This is a genomic window from Staphylococcus ureilyticus (genome assembly GCF_002902235.1).
GTDB classification, from domain to species: Bacteria; Bacillota; Bacilli; order Staphylococcales; family Staphylococcaceae; genus Staphylococcus; species Staphylococcus ureilyticus.
Genome location: NZ_PPRL01000123.1, coordinates 1 through 16,656 on the forward strand (window position 1 = coordinate 1; position 16,656 = coordinate 16,656).

At 30.1% G+C, this 16,656-nt stretch carries 21 protein-coding genes; 7 read left to right on the forward strand and 14 right to left on the reverse strand.

From position 1 onward, the window contains the following. Positions 1–349: 349 nt before the first annotated feature. The 5 genes from CD150_RS13950 to CD150_RS13785 form a co-directional block, all read right to left on the reverse strand. The gene (locus tag CD150_RS13950; protein WP_081330622.1) at positions 350–640 is read right to left on the reverse strand and encodes an integrase core domain-containing protein; all 291 of its coding nucleotides are present in this window, start codon (positions 638–640) and stop codon (positions 350–352) included. 6 nt (positions 641–646) lie between these two features. Beyond that, positions 647–1,150 (reverse strand): DDE-type integrase/transposase/recombinase, encoded by a 504-nt coding sequence (locus CD150_RS11370; RefSeq protein ID WP_103161617.1) that lies wholly within the window; start codon positions 1,148–1,150, stop codon positions 647–649. A 52-nt stretch (positions 1,151–1,202) separates the two neighbouring features. Then, complete coding sequence (locus CD150_RS11375; RefSeq protein ID WP_069813115.1) at positions 1,203–1,460, reverse strand: transposase; 258 nt, start codon at positions 1,458–1,460, stop codon at positions 1,203–1,205. 116 nt (positions 1,461–1,576) lie between these two features. Beyond that, entirely contained in the window at positions 1,577–2,401 is an 825-nt protein-coding gene (locus CD150_RS13780) for a VanW family protein (RefSeq protein WP_069813118.1), read from the reverse strand. Next, positions 2,388–2,942, reverse strand: coding sequence for a YqeG family HAD IIIA-type phosphatase (locus CD150_RS13785; protein WP_069813119.1), 555 nt, complete (start codon positions 2,940–2,942; stop codon positions 2,388–2,390). The genes CD150_RS13780 and CD150_RS13785 overlap by 14 nt, the downstream gene beginning before the upstream one ends. A 127-nt stretch (positions 2,943–3,069) precedes the next feature. Between CD150_RS13785 and CD150_RS11390 the strand changes: the two genes are divergently transcribed. The 3 genes from CD150_RS11390 (at position 3,070) to CD150_RS11400 (ending at position 5,055) form a co-directional block, all read left to right on the forward strand. Continuing rightward, positions 3,070–3,735: a beta/alpha barrel domain-containing protein gene (locus CD150_RS11390; RefSeq protein WP_095248056.1), complete on the forward strand. Its 666-nt coding sequence runs from the start codon at positions 3,070–3,072 to the stop codon at positions 3,733–3,735. A 342-nt stretch (positions 3,736–4,077) separates the two neighbouring features. After that, the gene (locus tag CD150_RS11395) at positions 4,078–4,695 is read left to right on the forward strand and encodes a CadD family cadmium resistance transporter (RefSeq protein WP_064263432.1); all 618 of its coding nucleotides are present in this window, start codon (positions 4,078–4,080) and stop codon (positions 4,693–4,695) included. 18 nt (positions 4,696–4,713) lie between these two features. Beyond that, on the forward strand, positions 4,714–5,055 hold the full coding sequence (locus CD150_RS11400) for an ArsR/SmtB family transcription factor (RefSeq protein WP_064263427.1): 342 nt from the start codon (positions 4,714–4,716) through the stop codon (positions 5,053–5,055). A gap of 19 nt (positions 5,056–5,074) precedes the next feature. Here the strand turns inward: CD150_RS11400 and arsC are convergent, their stop codons facing one another. From arsC to arsR, 3 genes are read right to left on the reverse strand one after another with little or no spacing between them, the layout of a single operon-like run. Then, on the reverse strand, positions 5,075–5,476 hold the full coding sequence (gene arsC / locus CD150_RS11405) for an arsenate reductase (thioredoxin) (protein WP_064263422.1): 402 nt from the start codon (positions 5,474–5,476) through the stop codon (positions 5,075–5,077). 17 nt (positions 5,477–5,493) lie between these two features. Further along, complete coding sequence (gene arsB / locus CD150_RS11410) at positions 5,494–6,786, reverse strand: arsenite efflux transporter membrane subunit ArsB (protein WP_169926887.1); 1,293 nt, start codon at positions 6,784–6,786, stop codon at positions 5,494–5,496. Then, complete coding sequence (gene arsR, locus CD150_RS11415) at positions 6,783–7,097, reverse strand: As(III)-sensing metalloregulatory transcriptional repressor ArsR (RefSeq protein ID WP_040030669.1); 315 nt, start codon at positions 7,095–7,097, stop codon at positions 6,783–6,785. Before arsR ends, arsB begins: the two co-directional genes overlap by 4 nt. Positions 7,098–7,301: 204 nt before the next feature. Between arsR and CD150_RS11420 the strand changes: the two genes are divergently transcribed. The 4 genes from CD150_RS11420 to CD150_RS11435 all read left to right on the forward strand — a co-directional run bounded on the left by CD150_RS11420 (position 7,302) and on the right by CD150_RS11435 (position 8,980). Further along, the gene (locus CD150_RS11420; protein ID WP_040030670.1) at positions 7,302–7,502 is read left to right on the forward strand and encodes a hypothetical protein; all 201 of its coding nucleotides are present in this window, start codon (positions 7,302–7,304) and stop codon (positions 7,500–7,502) included. 32 nt (positions 7,503–7,534) lie between these two features. Continuing rightward, on the forward strand, positions 7,535–7,855 hold the full coding sequence (locus CD150_RS11425; RefSeq protein ID WP_040030671.1) for an ArsR/SmtB family transcription factor: 321 nt from the start codon (positions 7,535–7,537) through the stop codon (positions 7,853–7,855). 89 nt (positions 7,856–7,944) lie between these two features. After that, positions 7,945–8,829, forward strand: a complete 885-nt coding sequence (locus CD150_RS11430) for a permease (protein WP_044291542.1) — start codon at positions 7,945–7,947, stop codon at positions 8,827–8,829. Between the two features lie 13 nt (positions 8,830–8,842). Next, positions 8,843–8,980 (forward strand): hypothetical protein, encoded by a 138-nt coding sequence (locus CD150_RS11435; protein WP_095231730.1) that lies wholly within the window; start codon positions 8,843–8,845, stop codon positions 8,978–8,980. Between the two features lie 133 nt (positions 8,981–9,113). On the opposite strand, the gene CD150_RS11440 is transcribed toward CD150_RS11435, so the two are convergent. From CD150_RS11440 to alsS, 6 genes are all read right to left on the reverse strand, one after another. Then, entirely contained in the window at positions 9,114–9,419 is a 306-nt protein-coding gene (locus tag CD150_RS11440; RefSeq protein ID WP_071562388.1) for a hypothetical protein, read from the reverse strand. A 197-nt stretch (positions 9,420–9,616) separates the two neighbouring features. Next, entirely contained in the window at positions 9,617–10,828 is a 1,212-nt protein-coding gene (locus CD150_RS11450; protein WP_103161618.1) for a type ISP restriction/modification enzyme, read from the reverse strand. A gap of 149 nt (positions 10,829–10,977) precedes the next feature. After that, entirely contained in the window at positions 10,978–11,664 is a 687-nt protein-coding gene (locus CD150_RS11455) for an Eco57I restriction-modification methylase domain-containing protein (RefSeq protein WP_103161619.1), read from the reverse strand. Positions 11,665–12,027: 363 nt separating this feature from the next. Continuing rightward, a complete protein-coding gene (locus tag CD150_RS11460; RefSeq protein WP_011302085.1) occupies positions 12,028–13,632 on the reverse strand; it encodes an L-lactate permease in 1,605 nt (534 codons plus the stop codon). A gap of 17 nt (positions 13,633–13,649) precedes the next feature. Then, entirely contained in the window at positions 13,650–14,354 is a 705-nt protein-coding gene (gene budA / locus CD150_RS11465; protein WP_047502956.1) for an acetolactate decarboxylase, read from the reverse strand. Positions 14,355–14,412: 58 nt separating this feature from the next. Beyond that, positions 14,413–16,077, reverse strand: a complete 1,665-nt coding sequence (gene alsS, locus CD150_RS11470; protein ID WP_011302083.1) for an acetolactate synthase AlsS — start codon at positions 16,075–16,077, stop codon at positions 14,413–14,415. Positions 16,078–16,656: the final 579 nt, after the last annotated feature.

Below are 16,656 nucleotides of genomic sequence, written 5' to 3' on the forward strand. Positions count from 1 at the left end.
GTTAATATACTGCTCAGATATATTATCAATATTTGTCTTATTCCAAAATTCTTCGATATTATTCCATGTATTATCAAATAATGACATTATTAGTTCTTCCTTTCATATGATTTTAGCTATAAGAAATTTAATTTAAAATTTATTAAATTAACCATTGAAAATAAATTAACATTTCAAAAAGACATATTATGTCCTTTTGAATAATTAATGCCATTTTAGTTTGATAAATTCTACTATTTCTATAAAATATAGACAAAATAAAAATCCGAAAAAAATAAAAAAACTTTTGCATATGTATGGTATTAGGTCAATAATTTGGACACTTTTTTGTAGAGTAAATTGAACACGATTAGTTCGCTTTTTCAAATTCGTTAGGCGTTAAATAATGAAGTGTGCTATGAATCCGATTTTGATTATAAAATCCTTCAATATATTGAAAAATGGATGCTTTTGCTTCTTCGAAGCTATCATAATGTTTTAAGTATACTTCTTCTTTCTTTAACACCGCATGAAAATATTCAATTACACTATTGTCATATGGATAGCCCTTTCTACTAAACGAATGATTAACTTTATTAAGTAATAACCAATTACGTACTTCTTTAGATAAATACTGCGTACCTAAATCGGTATGGATGATTAGATTTTATGATATTTTTCTAGTGGTTTTTGCTTGATTTAAAGTGTCTATAACGAGTTGTGACGACATATTTTTTGAAAACTGATGTGCTATAACTTTTCTAGAATACAAATCAATAATAGAACTTAAATAGCACCATTCGTGCTGCTTAGTATGAATATAAGTAATGTCTGAAACCCATTTTTCGTTGGGTTGTGAAGCAACAAAATTTTGGTTAAGTATATTATTAAAAACGCCTTTAACTTTTGCGTTAGTATAGTGTTTAAATTTGTTTATTGTAACAGAAGCAATGCCAAGTAACCGCATGATCTTTTGAACATACTTAACAGACACCATATAACCTTTTTGTGTAAAAAAAGCATGAATTTTAGGTGCGCCATAGATACCATTATAATGATGATACAATGCTTTGATTAAATCTTTAAAGTATTTGAGTCTCTCATTTCTGACAGAATATTTTTCTTTCACATGATAATAATATAAGCTTCTTAAAACTTTTGTACGTGACATAGGTGAGTGACGCTAAAAATATTTGAGTGTTTTTTAATCCAACGGATTTTAGTTAAAGTGGATCTTGAGCGAATATGGCAGCTGCCTTTTTTAGTATTTCATTCTCGAGTTGAAGTCGTTTATTTTCTTTTTTAAGCTCCTGCATTTGTTTTTCATTAACACCGGTTTTGGGATCTTTAGTGTATAATTTTTTCCATTTATAAATCATTGCTTCTGAAATGCCATATACGCTACTTAAATCCTTCGCTTTTGTCCCATTGTTAAATAAATCAACAATCACTTCTTTAAAAGATTCACTGTACTTTGTCATTTTAGACACCTTCCTTAGTCTCATTATATTTGATTCAAGACTCTACGAAAAGATGTCCTAATTTTTATACTAGCACCAGTAATCTCACTTATGATACACTTTTTTTATTAATTTCACTACTTATTTTGGGTCTTTGGTATTAAGTCATAATCAAACATAACTTCCGATTTATTATCTAATACTAATTCTTTATTTAACTCAATGGATGTTTCTTTATCTTCTGTCACTCTATAAATTTTAGATTTTCTGTAATATATACCGTTTTCCTCAACAAACCTATGATTTTCTTCAACAATTTTATATTTATAGGGTATAGGGCTTTCACTATTTAATATCGCTACTAATTCTTGGTTTTCACAGTTTAAAATTATTTGGAAACTTTGATCTGTTGTATTTTTGAAACGATAATCTACATAGTTATAAGCGACTGACGTACCATTAGCTAATGGTACACGCTTTCCAATATCTGAAGCTAGTGCATCGGAATGAAAATGGACTTCTGTTATTTTTAAAGGGCTATGCAGAATTAATAAATTAATTGTATTGGCTAAATTACAAAGTCCTCCTCCCATTCCTGCTTCAACTTTATTATTAATTATAACTCGTCCTTCTTTGTATCCATTCTTTTTATTCACTTTGCCTACTAATTTCCAAAACGAAAATACTTCATTAGGTTTTATTACTAATCCATTTATTTTTGAAGAAGATAATTCAATATTAAAAGCTTTATTTTCTTGTAAAATTGGGTCAATATCTTTGCCGGTTTTAATTATTTTAGATTTATGTCTATAAATCTCATTAGGCAAACGATTACTTAAATAACTGTTTGAAAAGTTATTGTTACTTACTAAATCTTTCACATGTCTCCGTATCGTTTCCTTTCTCTCAGCCACTCTATACCATATAGGAATAATTTCACTTAAACTTTTACGCTTTTTCATTATAATTCACCTTCAATTTTTCAATTTTCGAATTCTTTTTAAAAATCCACTTTGTTAAAAAGAAAATCCATAAAATAGCTTTTTCAACCCTTCTTTTTTTACCTATTTTAACTTCATTTTCATGCAATAAGTACTTTACTAATACACTATCTATTTTAGTTAAATTAGCTCCAAGTATGTCAGTAAATATCTGATCCCCAATCAATAATATTTCTGATTTTTCAACTTCTAATCTTTCAATAGCTTTAATATATCCATTTTTATTTGGTTTATTAGCTTCATCTATAAATGCTATGTTTATATTCTTATTAAAACGCTCAATACGACATGCACTATTGTTAGATAAAAATATAGTTTTAAACCCTATTCTATGTAATTTTTCAAATAATTCATCTACTTCTTTTGTAGAATCTGAACCATGAGGAACTAAAGTACTATCAATATCAAAAATCAGTCCCCTGTAACCTAGCTTATAAACTTTATAAAAATCTATATCAAAAACTTTTCTTATATAAATATTTGGAAACAAAATATTAATCATTTTAACACAACATCCTTTTTTCAACATTTGAATTATTAAAATTATTATTGTATTGTATAGAAACAAAGTTTAAATTAACTATTAACTTAAGTCAAATTAGGAATTTAATATAAAAGGGGCGTCTATTTTGGAAAATTCTGAACTTATTGTCATGCTCACATATAATGACTTTACAGTAAAAAATGCATTTGAAGTTTTTGAAGAATGTAAAGATACTAACGTTAAATATTGGGGATTTAAGGATAAAGGAATTTCTTTAGAAGAAATGGTATCATTATATAATTATATGAAACAGTGTGGTAAAAATACCGTTCTAGAAATAGTTGAATACGAAGAAAAACAATGTTTAGAAGGCGCATATTTAGCCAAAGTTTGCAATTGTGATATTTTGATGGGAACTATTTTCTATGAATCTGTAAATGATTATTGCAAGAAACATAATATTAAATATATGCCATTTGCTGGTAACATAAGCAATAGACCATCTGTTCTTCATGGAGAAATTGAAGAGATTATAAAAGAAGCAAACAATTACTTAGATACAGGTATCCACGGATTTGATTTGCTGGGATTTCGTTACATAGGTAATGCTACAAATTTAATATCTAAATTCGTAGCTAACATAGATATTCCTGTCTGTGTTGCTGGAAGTATTGATTCTTATGAAAGACTCGAATTCATTAAATCTATTTCACCTTGGGGTTTCACAATAGGTAGTGCATTCTTCGATCATAAATTTGGCGACACTTTTAAAGAACAAATTGACAAAGTATATAATTATTTAGATGTTTGATCTACATTTTATTAAAAAATAATTCTAATAAAAATATAACTCTACTTCTTATTAACCTCGTATAGTCTGGTGGGTTCAAAATGTCTTTAAATAGCGACTGAAAAACCGCATCACTTGTGATATGCTTCCCCTTGTTAGTGATATTGCTAAAAAACAAAATGCAAGGAACTGACAAACTAAAATTATTTTAAATCTTATTATCAATAAATATATAAATAACTCGTTTTGCACATACAATCCCTATAATCAGTTAAGTTTCGCTTTTCGATTCGTAATAATTATTCATAAAGTATACAATATATGATACAATTCATTCAAATATATATTTGAATGAGGTGCTCTATGGTTCAGACTATTGTAACTGCGGCAATACTTTACATTGCTACTGCAGTAGACTTATTAGTAATACTATTAATATTTTTTGCAAGAGCAAAGACTAGAAAAGAATATAGGGATATTTATATAGGTCAATATTTAGGATCGATTATCCTCATATTAGTCAGTTTATTTTTAGCTTTTGTGTTAAATTATGTTCCAGAGAAATGGATATTAGGTTTATTAGGTTTGATCCCCATCTACTTAGGTATAAAAGTTGCTGTTTATGATGATTGTGAAGGCGAAAAAAGAGCAAAAAAAGAATTAAACGAAAAAGGTTTGTCCAAATTAGTAGGGACTGTTTCTTTAGTGACAATTGCAAGTTGTGGTGCAGATAATATTGGTTTATTTGTCCCTTATTTTGTAACATTGGATATTGTTGAATTACTGACTACCTTAATTGTATTTTTAGTTTTAATTTTCTTTTTAGTATTCACAGCACAAAAACTAGCTAGAATTCCTGGTGTGGGTGAAATTGTTGAGAAGTTCAGTCGTTGGATTATGGCTGTTATCTACATAGCATTGGGCTTATTTATTATTATTGAAAATGAAACCATACAAACAATATTAGGATTTATATTATAAATTAAGGTGTGACTTAATATGAGTAACAATAAAATTTGTGACGTCATTTGTGTTCATGAGGAAAAAGTGAATTATGCTTTAAAATTTTTAAAAGAAGAAAAAACTCAACGGCTTATCAATACATTATTAAAGATAAGTGATGAGAATAAGCTGAAAATTATATTAGCTCTAATTAAAGAGAAAGAATTATGTGTTTGTGACTTATCTATAACATTAGGTTTGAGTATAGCTTCAACATCACATCATTTGAGAGCCCTGTATAAAAGAGACGTGCTGAATTTTTACAAGGATGGGAAAATGGCATACTATTATATCAAAGATATAGAAATGAAATCATTATTAATAAAATGTATGACTTAAATATAAAGAAACGCTCACATTAAACGAGCGTTTCTTTGAATTCTTGTATTCTTTTTCCAATTTCATCTCTAACACGTTGGAATTCTGCCCATTCTTTACCTGCTGGATCATCAAAACCCCAATGCTCTTTTTTTACATTTGGTGGTAAAATAGGACAATTATCGTCTGCATCACTACATAACGTTACGACCAAATCTGATTGTTTTAAAATATCATTATCAATCAAGTCTGATGTATGGCTTGATATATCAATATCTACTTCTTTCATAGCTTCTATAGCTTTAGGATTAACACCATGTGTCTCAATACCAGCAGAATAGACATTCCAATCTTCACCTAATATTTTCTTTCCCCAACCCTCGGCGATTTGGCTACGACAAGAGTTGCCAGTACATATAAAATAAATTGTTTTTTTATCCATAATTAAAGCCTCTTTTCTTAAAATATAATTAGTGTAAGGTATAAACCTAAGAGTGTTATAAATAGTACTGGAATAGTAATAATGATTCCGGTTTTAAAGTACGTTCCCCAAGAAATCTTTACACCTTTTTGTGTTAAAACATGTAACCACAATAATGTTGCTAAAGAACCTATTGGCGTAATTTTAGGTCCTAAATCAGAACCTATGACATTCGCATAAACCATACCTTCTTTTAATATTCCTGTAGCACTGGATTGACCAATCGCTATTGCATCTATTAAAACAGTTGGCATGTTGTTCATAATTGAAGATAAGAAAGCAGCTATAAAGCCCATACCCATGATACTGCTGAATAACCCATAACTTGAAATATTTGTTAGGATATCCCCAAGAATAGTTGTAATACCTACATTTTTTAGTCCAAACACAACAAGGTACATACCAATAGAGAATACAACAATATTCCATGGTGCGCCTTTAATTACTTGTTTTGTATGAACTGCTTTAGATTTACGAGCTAATATTACAAAGATAAGAGCAATGATACCAGCAATGATTGATACAGGTATTTGTATAAACTCACTAACAAGATAACCCACGAGCAGTATTGCTAATACAATCCATGAAATCTTAAATAGTTTAGGGTCTTTAATTGCATTTTTAGGATCTGAAAGATTTTCTGTATCGAACGTTTTAGGTATAGATTTTCTGAAATATAACCATAAAACGAGGATACTAGCAATCAGAGAGAATATATTAGGAATAAACATTCGACTAAAATACTCAATAAATCCAATATCAAAGTAATCTGCAGAAACGATATTTACTAAATTACTTACAATTAAGGGCAATGATGTTGTATCAGCAATAAAACCACTGGCAATAATAAAGGGAAAAATCACTTTTTTATTGAATCCTAGATTCCTAACCATCGCTAATACAATGGGTGTTAAGATTAAAGCTGCACCATCATTTGCGAAAAAGGCTGCTACAATTGCCCCAAGTAACATAATAAAAACAAACATTTTTAAGCCATTACCGTTTGAAGCCTTGACCATATGTATTGCAGACCATTCAAAAAACCCAATTTCATCTAATATTAATGAAATAAGAATAACAGCTACAAAAGTTAAAGTTGCATTCCAAACAATACCTGTTACTTCTAATACATCGGAAAAACTTACGACTCCTGTAATGATAGCAACAACAGCTCCAATTAAAGCTGTAATACCAATATCTAAACCTTTTGGTTGCCATATCACACAGATTAAAGTTAAAAGAAAAATCACAATTGCTAAAATGGTCATCAACAATCACCTGATTTCACATTTTTACATACACATCTTTGGTTAGATGTATTAATGATGTTTAAGTTTTGGATAATATCATCTAAAATAGCATGATTAAGTTGATACCAATGTTTGTTGCCGTCTTTTCGTGTTGTAACTAATTCGTTATCTACTAATGACTTCATATGATGACTTAGTGTAGGTTGTGAGAATTGAAAGTGTTCTAATAAGTCACAAGCGCATAGCTCACCACAAGAAAGTAAATCTAATATTTCTAACCTGCTTGAATCTGATAAAACTTTTAATATTGCTGATAATTCTTTATAAGACATAAATATACCTCCTATCCATTACATAGATTAACATCTATATAGCATTGTGTCTATGTAGTTTTTTGACTAATTTTAGTATTAGATTAGAATGCGTCGTAAATAACTAGTTTTATTATCTTGCAAAAGTTGAAATAATAATTTATATTTAATACATCAAAAAAAGTTGATATATCATTTTAGTATTTTATAAAGGAGTTCGATTTTATGAGAATAAATCATGCAGGTATATTATCTGTTGATTATTTTGTTAGTTACTTAAATCTAATTATGATATCAAGAGAAGTTTCTTTAAAAGAAGCTATATCATATATGAAAAAGGAGTTCTTTAAAGGAGAACCTGACATGTATGGTAAAATAACAGAAACTCATTTTAATCAAGCAATACTAGAACTCAAACAAAAATAGAAATATCTGTATATAAGAGAGGTGATTATTTAATGGAAATTATTAAGTCCAGTCCTAATAGAACTGAGGAAGAACAATTAGACTTTTATGAACAGATGTTTAATGCGCTAGCTGATAAAATTAGACTTAAAATTCTACATTCAATACGTCAAAGCGATTCAAAATCTTTATGTGTTTGTGATCTAGAAGAATTATTAGCGTTAAAACAATCTAAACTTTCCTATCATTTAAAAAAATTAGTAGATGCAAATATTCTTATTGCTGAAAAGCATGGCACATGGAATTATTATAAAATTAATGAGCAACAAATACAGGTGGTTTTAAATGAAGATACTTGCTGTAAGATACTTTAAGTATCTTCTTTTTAACATAGAATTAATCAATTTTTTTTGATTAATACATCAATAAAAGTTGATTAAATAAATTCGGAGGCGTTATACTAATGGTAGATTCAATTATAGAATTCATAAAAACATTTCTGATGTTATTTTTTGAATTATTATTACTATTTATAGTAGTGAGTTTTATAGTAAGTCTGATTCAACAAGTTGTTTCAGAAGAAAAAATTAAAAAGCTTTTGAGCAAACCTAATAAAGCCGTCAATTATATATTAGGTATGATATTTGGTGCTGTTACACCATTTTGTTCTTGTTCAACTATTCCAATACTTGCAGGTTTATTAAATTCCAAAGTTCCTTTTGGTCCAGCGATGAGTTTTTTAATTGCTTCACCGTTAATGAACCCACTAATGATATTTATGTTATGGGCTTTATTAGGGTGGAAAGTAGCTATTGTTTATTTTGTAGTACTAGCAATTTTCAGTATTTTAACAGGTTTAGTATTTTCAAAAATGAATTTAGCTGAAAGTTATAAAGGGGTCAATGTTAAAGGTGATGGCTTTTTTGCTAATAAAACAGGATCTCGTTTTAAACAAGCATTAAACGATGCGTGGGCATTTTTATACCCAATGTTACCTTATCTATTTATTGGTGTATTTATTGGTGCCTTTATATATGGATTCATACCTGAAGAATTTATAACTAAGTATGCAAGTGGTGATGGTTTTATATCGGTCTTTATTGCTTCTGTTATCGGTATCCCTATGTATATCAGACCAGAAACAATGTTACCTATAGCCGAAGCATTAGTATCAAAAGGTATGTCTCTAGGAACAGTAGTTGCATTAATAATTGGTGGTGCCGGCGCAAGTATTCCAGAGGTCGTATTGCTATCTAAGTTATTCAAGAAAAAATTTGTAGTATCATTCGTTATTGCAATTTTAGTTGTAGCCATTGCTACAGGTTTGATTGTTAACATCATTATTTAAAGGAGGTGAGATAATGGGGATTAAAGACGCATTAAAAAAAATAAAACCTCAGGAACAGTCATGTTGTTCGGTAGAAATTGAGGAAAAGAACGAAAAAAAAGAAAAAAGTGAAAAAGAGCAACAAGATAATAACAATTGTTGTAACAATTAATATAAGTGCCTGGAATTTATATCCAGGCACTTATATTAATCTGTTTTGCTACGCTTTTCTATATTTATTCTACAATAATTTAAAAAGGACACATTTTGAAATCAATGTGTCTTTGAAAATGGTTACCTCTATATTATGCTTTAATTTCTACAGGTTCACCAAAGTGATTTTCTATAATTCTTGTTATTTCTTTACCTAGTGGTCCTTTTATTGTGAAAGTTCTTTTGAAATAAGAACCTAAAATACCTAGACCAGCTGCTGCAAGTAAAAGACTACCTCCAGACATAGCCGTTAATCCTATTAAGAATCCTAACGCTGCTTTGCCCATTTGTTTAAAAGGTTTTTTATCAAATTTAACCGTTAGACCTACGACATTAGGTGTCTCCGTGTCTCCAATAATAACTAAGTAATTACTTTTATGATTTTTAAAATGATACATTTTTCTCGTATATCTTGAAAAATTATATTTGAATTTCCACCTGTCGTTATAAGATGTCCATTTTTTGCAACTTTATTTAATATTTTATTATTTTGTATGGCGTAAGCTTTACTTATTTTACCATCACATTTGTCTTTCTCTGTCAGTGATTTTGCTAAAAAAAGCTTGCCCATAATTTGAGCAAGCCTTTTATAATACTATTTATCGATGATTTCCAATGGCGGTAACTCATGAATTAAATCTATTGTTAATACCGATAAATTTATTATTTTTAATAAATGATTCAGTATATATTTAGTATCATCAGAATATTCATTTGGGTCATCAATTATACCTGAATTTTTATCAACCTTGATTTGATATTGATCCATAACCCATTCAATTGCTGATTTTCCGTTAACCTTGTAATCATAAGCTCTATTTGGAATTTCTTTTATAGTTATATCATTATTTACAATAATAGTGTTTTTTTCATTTCGCTTTGGAAATGTCATTTTTTTTATTTTATATGATGGATTTTCACTTTGGTTTATTACTACTTCAGAACTTAAATCACAACTTTCATAATTCAAGTGTAAATTCATTAATTTACGTCCTATTTCAATAAACTTCTCTTTATTTTTTACTAATGGAATTCTAGGCAATTCTTTACTTAAATTCGCAGAAAACTTACTCTTATATTCATTTGAATGAAACAATCCATAAATATAATACATTAAATTTTCTCTATTTAAGCCAGATATATCAAAACTAGAAAAATTAATATTACTTTCATACTCGCCGTTTTTATTATTTATGAATTCGACAAAACCTTGCCCCTTTTCCATTAAATCCAAATTGGGTATTACGTTTACTGCTAAGGCCGAAAATTCTCTTGATGAACCTACTCCTGTAATATAAATTGCTTTATTTTTTTCGCTAAATAATTCTTTACTTTTCCCTGGTCTTTCAATAATATTTCTATCATAATATAGCCATTTTTTTGTAAAAGGACGATACATACTTACTTCAATATTCTTATCATTAAGTGTGATTTTTTCACCTTTTTTAAATTTTTTCGTTAAATTAACAGTCCATTTAATTTTTGAAGACTCCATATTTCGTTTTTCGTTAGTATACTTACCTTTGTTCTCTTTTACTTGTTTAATATTATCGTTGTAGTTCGAAATCATTTCTTGAGCCTTTTTTATCGTTTTTACTTTATTAAATCCATAAACCCATGCGTCCCTATTAGTACTAACGCCTATTACTTTTTTATTAAATACATCTGTAATAGAATTGTAATTCTCATATTTTTCATCTCTTTGGTTTATCCAATCATGGTTATTGTCAGGTTGTATATTTTGCCATTCAATGTTTTTCACAGATTCTTGTTGTGAAATTATATCTAATTTTTCTTTTCTGTTCAAATAGTCTCCAATATCTTTATAATAAATATTATGGTTATTAGAACCATCTTTTATTAAAGTTATAATTACTATTGGAGTACGGCTTCCAGAACCAAATATTTTACCTCCTTCTTTTCTAGACTGTTCTCCTTGAGTCCTTTGGTCTCCTCTTAAATTGTAAATATATATATATGATTAAATTCTTCATAAATACTTTTCCGAACTCCTGATGTCGCATTACTATCAATAAAAGAAGCATTGATTACAAATGATATGATACCTTTATCTCCAATTCGGTCTGTAGCCCATCTTAATGCTAAAATATAAGAGTCATATAAAGATTTTCTTAATTTAGCAGTTGAATATTTAGCATAAGTATTCTCTATTCTTTTATTTAAATTGGGATACTTTAAGTTTGCCGTATTATCATTTGCATTTTTTTGTCCTATAGAATAAGGCGGATTGCCAATAATAACAAAAATATCATCCTTTTTTTGTTCCTGTAATCTATAATTATTTTCATTTAAAATATTCTCTTCAAAGTAATCATTAGTTTCAGTACTTTCGAAAGTATCTGTTAACACAATACCTTCGAATGATTCATAATCACCATCAATAAGTGAATTAAATACCTCTTCTATATTAATTGTAGCAATATAGTAACTTAACAAAACAATTTCATTAGCATGAAGTTCTTGATTAAACTTCCGTACTAGATCTTCTTTTTTTATAATCCCACTTTGTAATAATCTTACTATAAATGTGCCAGTGCCCGTAAATGGATCTAACATATGGACATTTTTTTCGCTTAATTCTTTATCAAAATATAACTTAGAAACATCATTTACAGATTTCAAAATAAAATCTACTACTTCTACAGGAGTAAAAAGCGATAACTAACACAATTTTTATAGTTAGAGTTGGTGTATCGCAGTTAGCATTTTTGTCCAAATAAAATTGAAAATGTGTATAGAATTGATTGGGGAATCTTTAGCATAAATAATACTTTATATACAGCAAAACTTTGAGGAACACAAAAAACACTAAAGTCGTATGACAAAACGCCATCGACTTTAGTGTTTTTTAATTGGTTTTATAATAAATATTTTCCAGGAAATAATCTATGCGGTATTTCCACTAACTTTTTAACTTATCATACATGCTCATATAGCTAAGTAGCGAGCATGATATGCTTTAATTTCGGTCTTTTCAAATTCATTTTATGAAATAAATAAACTACAAATAAATGTCCAAATACAAACGAGAATTAACAATCCGATACTGAAACGCATTGCCATTTTCATCAGTTCTGATTCTTTACCTACTTTATTAACTGCTGCTGTAGCGATAGCTATAGATTGTGGTGATACAATCTTAGCAGTTACACCACCAGCGACATTAGCTGCAACAAGTAATGAACCTTTTGTACCAATTTGTTCAGCAACAGAGGCTTGAATTGGCGCAAACAATGAATTATTGTTTACGACGGATCCCGTCATAAATACACCAATCCAACCAAGTAGTGGTGACAATAATGGGAAGGCAGCGCCTGTTTTAGATATGCCTTGTCCCATAGCATTACTTAATCCACCATATGTTGTAATTTTAGATACTGCTAAAATGAAACAAATGGTTAACACTGAAATCCATAATTCTTTAACTGTGAGACCCAGTAAATGACCAGCCGTTTTAAAGCTCATATTTTTCGCAATAATAATTGTAATGATCGCTGTAATTAAAATCGCTGTACCTGTTTGAGCAAAGAAATTGAATGTCAGTTCATTCGGTTTATTAGTCACAGCATTCATCGTACCCGGCACATTAAAGTTCACAACAAGTGCACTTAGGGCACCACCTTTTTCAAATAAACCTTTAAATGCTGGTAAGCTCCAGATCATCACAACAATCGTTAAAATGATAAACGGGCTCCATGCATAAGTGATGTGTCCAATAGAATGTTTAGGCACGGCATCTGCTTTTTCATCTTTATTAATTCTGAAAATATTTTTAGGTTGCCATTTTTTTGAGAACAATGCTAATGCAATCATTGCTACAAGGCCAGGGATAATATCAGCCAACTCTGGTCCAGCAAAAGCTGCAATAAGCACTTGTAAAACTGTGAAAGTAACTGCCACAACTAAAGTGGCTGGGAAAGTTTCTTTCACACCTTTAAAGCCATCCATAATATACATTAATAAAAATGGCACAACGAAACTAATAAAACCTAACGTTAAATTACCAATTAACGCTACTTGAGATGTTGTTACACCACCTGGCAAATTCAAAGTATCCACGATAGCAATCGGTATACCTACCGCACCATAAGCACCTGCTGCTGCATTACTTACTAAACAATACATCGCAGCTTGCAAAGGTTTAAAACCTAATTGTGTTAATAGTACCGCACAAATGGCAATAGGTACGCCAAAGCCTGCAGCACCTTCTAAAAATCCATTAAATACAAAGCCAATCAATAATAATTGAACACGTTGGTCTCGTGAGACACTCGCGATACTATCTTGAACAATAGCAAATTGGCCGCTTTTTGTAGCAATTTTATATAACCAAACTGCCATGATTACAATAAAGCCTATTGGGATAATCCCTTGATAAAAGCCCTCTAAAGTAGCGCCGCCTGCAATACTTCCTGGTAATTTAAAGAAAGCCATAGCAACAATAATTGTAACGATTAACGTTGTAATTGCTGCATAAACACCTTTCATTTTAAATACAGTCAAACATAATAAAAATAATATAATTGGTATTGCGGCTACAATACTTGAAAGTAGCAGATTATTAAAAGGGTTAAAACTTTCAACTAACATATTTGCTCGCTACTCCTTTATTCTGCTTGTCTTATTTCTTTTGCAATATCTTTGTAGTCAATATCCGTATTTGTAAATGCTTCATCATCGACTGCAAAATGTTGTTCAAATGTTTCAAAGTTTTGAATTTCTACCGTAACATCTGAAACTTCAAAATCCAATACGTGTCCGCCAAAATTACGGTCATCATTAGCGAAATGAACATGGAAACCTGCTGAACCAATACCATGGAATAATTCTGGTGTAAAGAAGCCTACAATAGAACCTTTGATATTTTCTTCAATTTGTTCAGGTTGTCTATTCGCTGAGTTAATCAATCTTGTATATGGTGGCTCTTGTCCTGGCATCATACGTACATGCATTTTTTTAAATGTTCCTGAAATTTTAACAGCAGAAAATAAATTTTCACTTAACATTTTTTCTTTAACTTCATCATAAACTTCTGCTAAAGATTTATTGCTTGTGCTATACGTTTTATCAGGTGTAAATCTTGATACGGTTGCATATGGTGATAATTCATCACCTTTCAATTCTACAAATTCTTTATGTTCATTGGCATGATAAGCTTTACCATCAACGATAATCACTTCACCATCTGAACCTGTTAAAGTCGCAATGCCAATGTCTCCATGTTCTAATAAATTATTGATTGAAGCAGTACCTTGTAAAAGGCCTGCCATCAATGTACCTAGTGTGCCGTGTTGATATAGTACGTTAGTCATAACTTTATTCACTCCTATTTTGATAAATAATTAATCATTTTCGCCGTTTGATTCGATATTAGTTAAAAGCGTCAGGTAACATATTTGTTGAAAGTTTGACATTATCTTTGTAATTCACTGGGATATCAATTAATACTGGTCCTTCAGTTTCGTATCCCTCTTTAATTGCCGCTTCTAATTCTTCTTGATTTGTTACACGTAAGCCTTTAGCACCAAATGATTCAGCATATTTAACGAAGTCTACTGAACCAAAGTCTACACCTGAACTACGTTCATATTTCATTTCTTCTTGGAATTCAACCATGTTATATTTACCGTCATTCCAAATTAATTGAATGATATTAAGATTTTTACGTACAGCAGTTTCTAAGTCTTGTGCTGAGAATAAGAAACCACCATCACCAGCAACGGATACAACTTGTGTATTAGGACGTACTAAAGCAGCTGAAATAGCCCATGGTAACGCAACACCTAACGTTTGCATACCATTACTGAATAGCAAGTGTCTTGGATTGTAACTTCTAAATTTACGTGCCATCCAAATATAGTGACTACCTACGTCTACAGTTACTGTTGTATCATCTGATAATACTTTTTGCATTGACTTAATGACTTCAACTGGGTGTAACACGCCATCTTCATGTGTTGGTTTGATACCAGTTGATTCAAGTATATGCGCTCTTAAAGTTTCTAATTCGTCTAAATGTTTTTGACTGATAAAAGGTTCATCGACTTTGTCAGAAATAAGTTCGATTGTGCCAGCAATATTACCAACCAATTCTTTTGCTGGTTGCATATGATTTGTAATTTCCGCTTGAATTTCATCTATATTAATAATTTTAGTATCTAATTCTTTATTCCAATTGCTCGCTTCATATTCAATTGGATCATAACCAATCGTAACAACGAGGTCACTTTTTCTTAATAATTCGTCACCGACTTGGTTACGGAATAAACCAACACGACCAAAGAAATGGGATTCTAGTTCACGACTAATCACACCCGCACCTTGGAATGTTTCTACAACTGGTAAATTTGTTTTTTCAACTAATTTACGGATTGCATTCGTTTCGTCTGAACTTGAACTTCTCATACCTGCTAATAATACAGGGAATTTCGCGTTTTTAATCGCTTCAATTACTTCATTAACATTTTGTTCACTTGGCACACCTAAGCTAGGTTTTTGGCAAAGTGCAATCGCTTGTGATTCAACCGGTGCAGAAATAACATCTTGCGGTATGCTTATGAAACTTGCGCCATTTTTACCTGAAGTTGCAGTTCTCATCGCATTTGTCATAACTTCTGATAATGACTCTGGATCTTGAACTTCTTCACTATATTTTGTTGAAGATTTTAATAATGCTGCATTATCAATACTTTGGTGTGTTAGACGTAATAAATCGTTACGTTTAACTTGGCCACCTAATGCTAATACAGGGTCTCCTTCTGATGTCGCTGTTAAAAGTCCAGTCGTTAAATTACTTACCCCTGGGCCACTTGTTACTAAGGCAACACCTGGTTTACCTGTTAAGCGTCCAATACCTTGTGCCATCATTGCCGCGTTTTGCTCATGACGCGTTACAATAAGTTCTGGGCCATCATCTTCAAGTGCATTGAATAAATAATCGATTTTAGCACCTGGGATACCGAATACATATTCCACACCATTATTTTTCAAAGTATTTATTACCATATTTGCTGCTGTATAATTTTTGTCAGCCATTTTACATTCATTCCCTTTCAACATTTAATGCAAAAAATCATTAATCATTGCAAGCAATTTAAATTATTCACTTAACAATGTATTAAAAATTTAATCTCATTACATTATTATGAAAAAATCATATTTAATACTCTAAATTAGCGCCGTTCACATTTAGTCCTATACCATGGCATGTCATAACGAATGATTTGCGCTGTAAATTGATTACATACTTATTATAAAACGCTGCAACATATATATAAAATACATATTATCTATCTAACCCATAGAAAAAAGTAATGGTTAGAACATGTGAAAGTTGGATAATTTGCGTGTATATGGATAACTATTATATAGGAAGTTTTTAAAATAGCTATTATCTTTCCAGTTGCTCATATATTGATACTTGAAAAATTAAACTCTCCTATTTAGTACTTACACGCGTGCGTGCATAAATAAATGTACATATATTTTAATAGTTGTGTTTGTTGAAGATTGATCGGGGTAAAATTACATAGAACTATAATTTTTCTATATTTAATTAGCAATGCTATATTATGGAATGTTTGTAAATTTTCTGTTTAAATGAAGTTGTACATC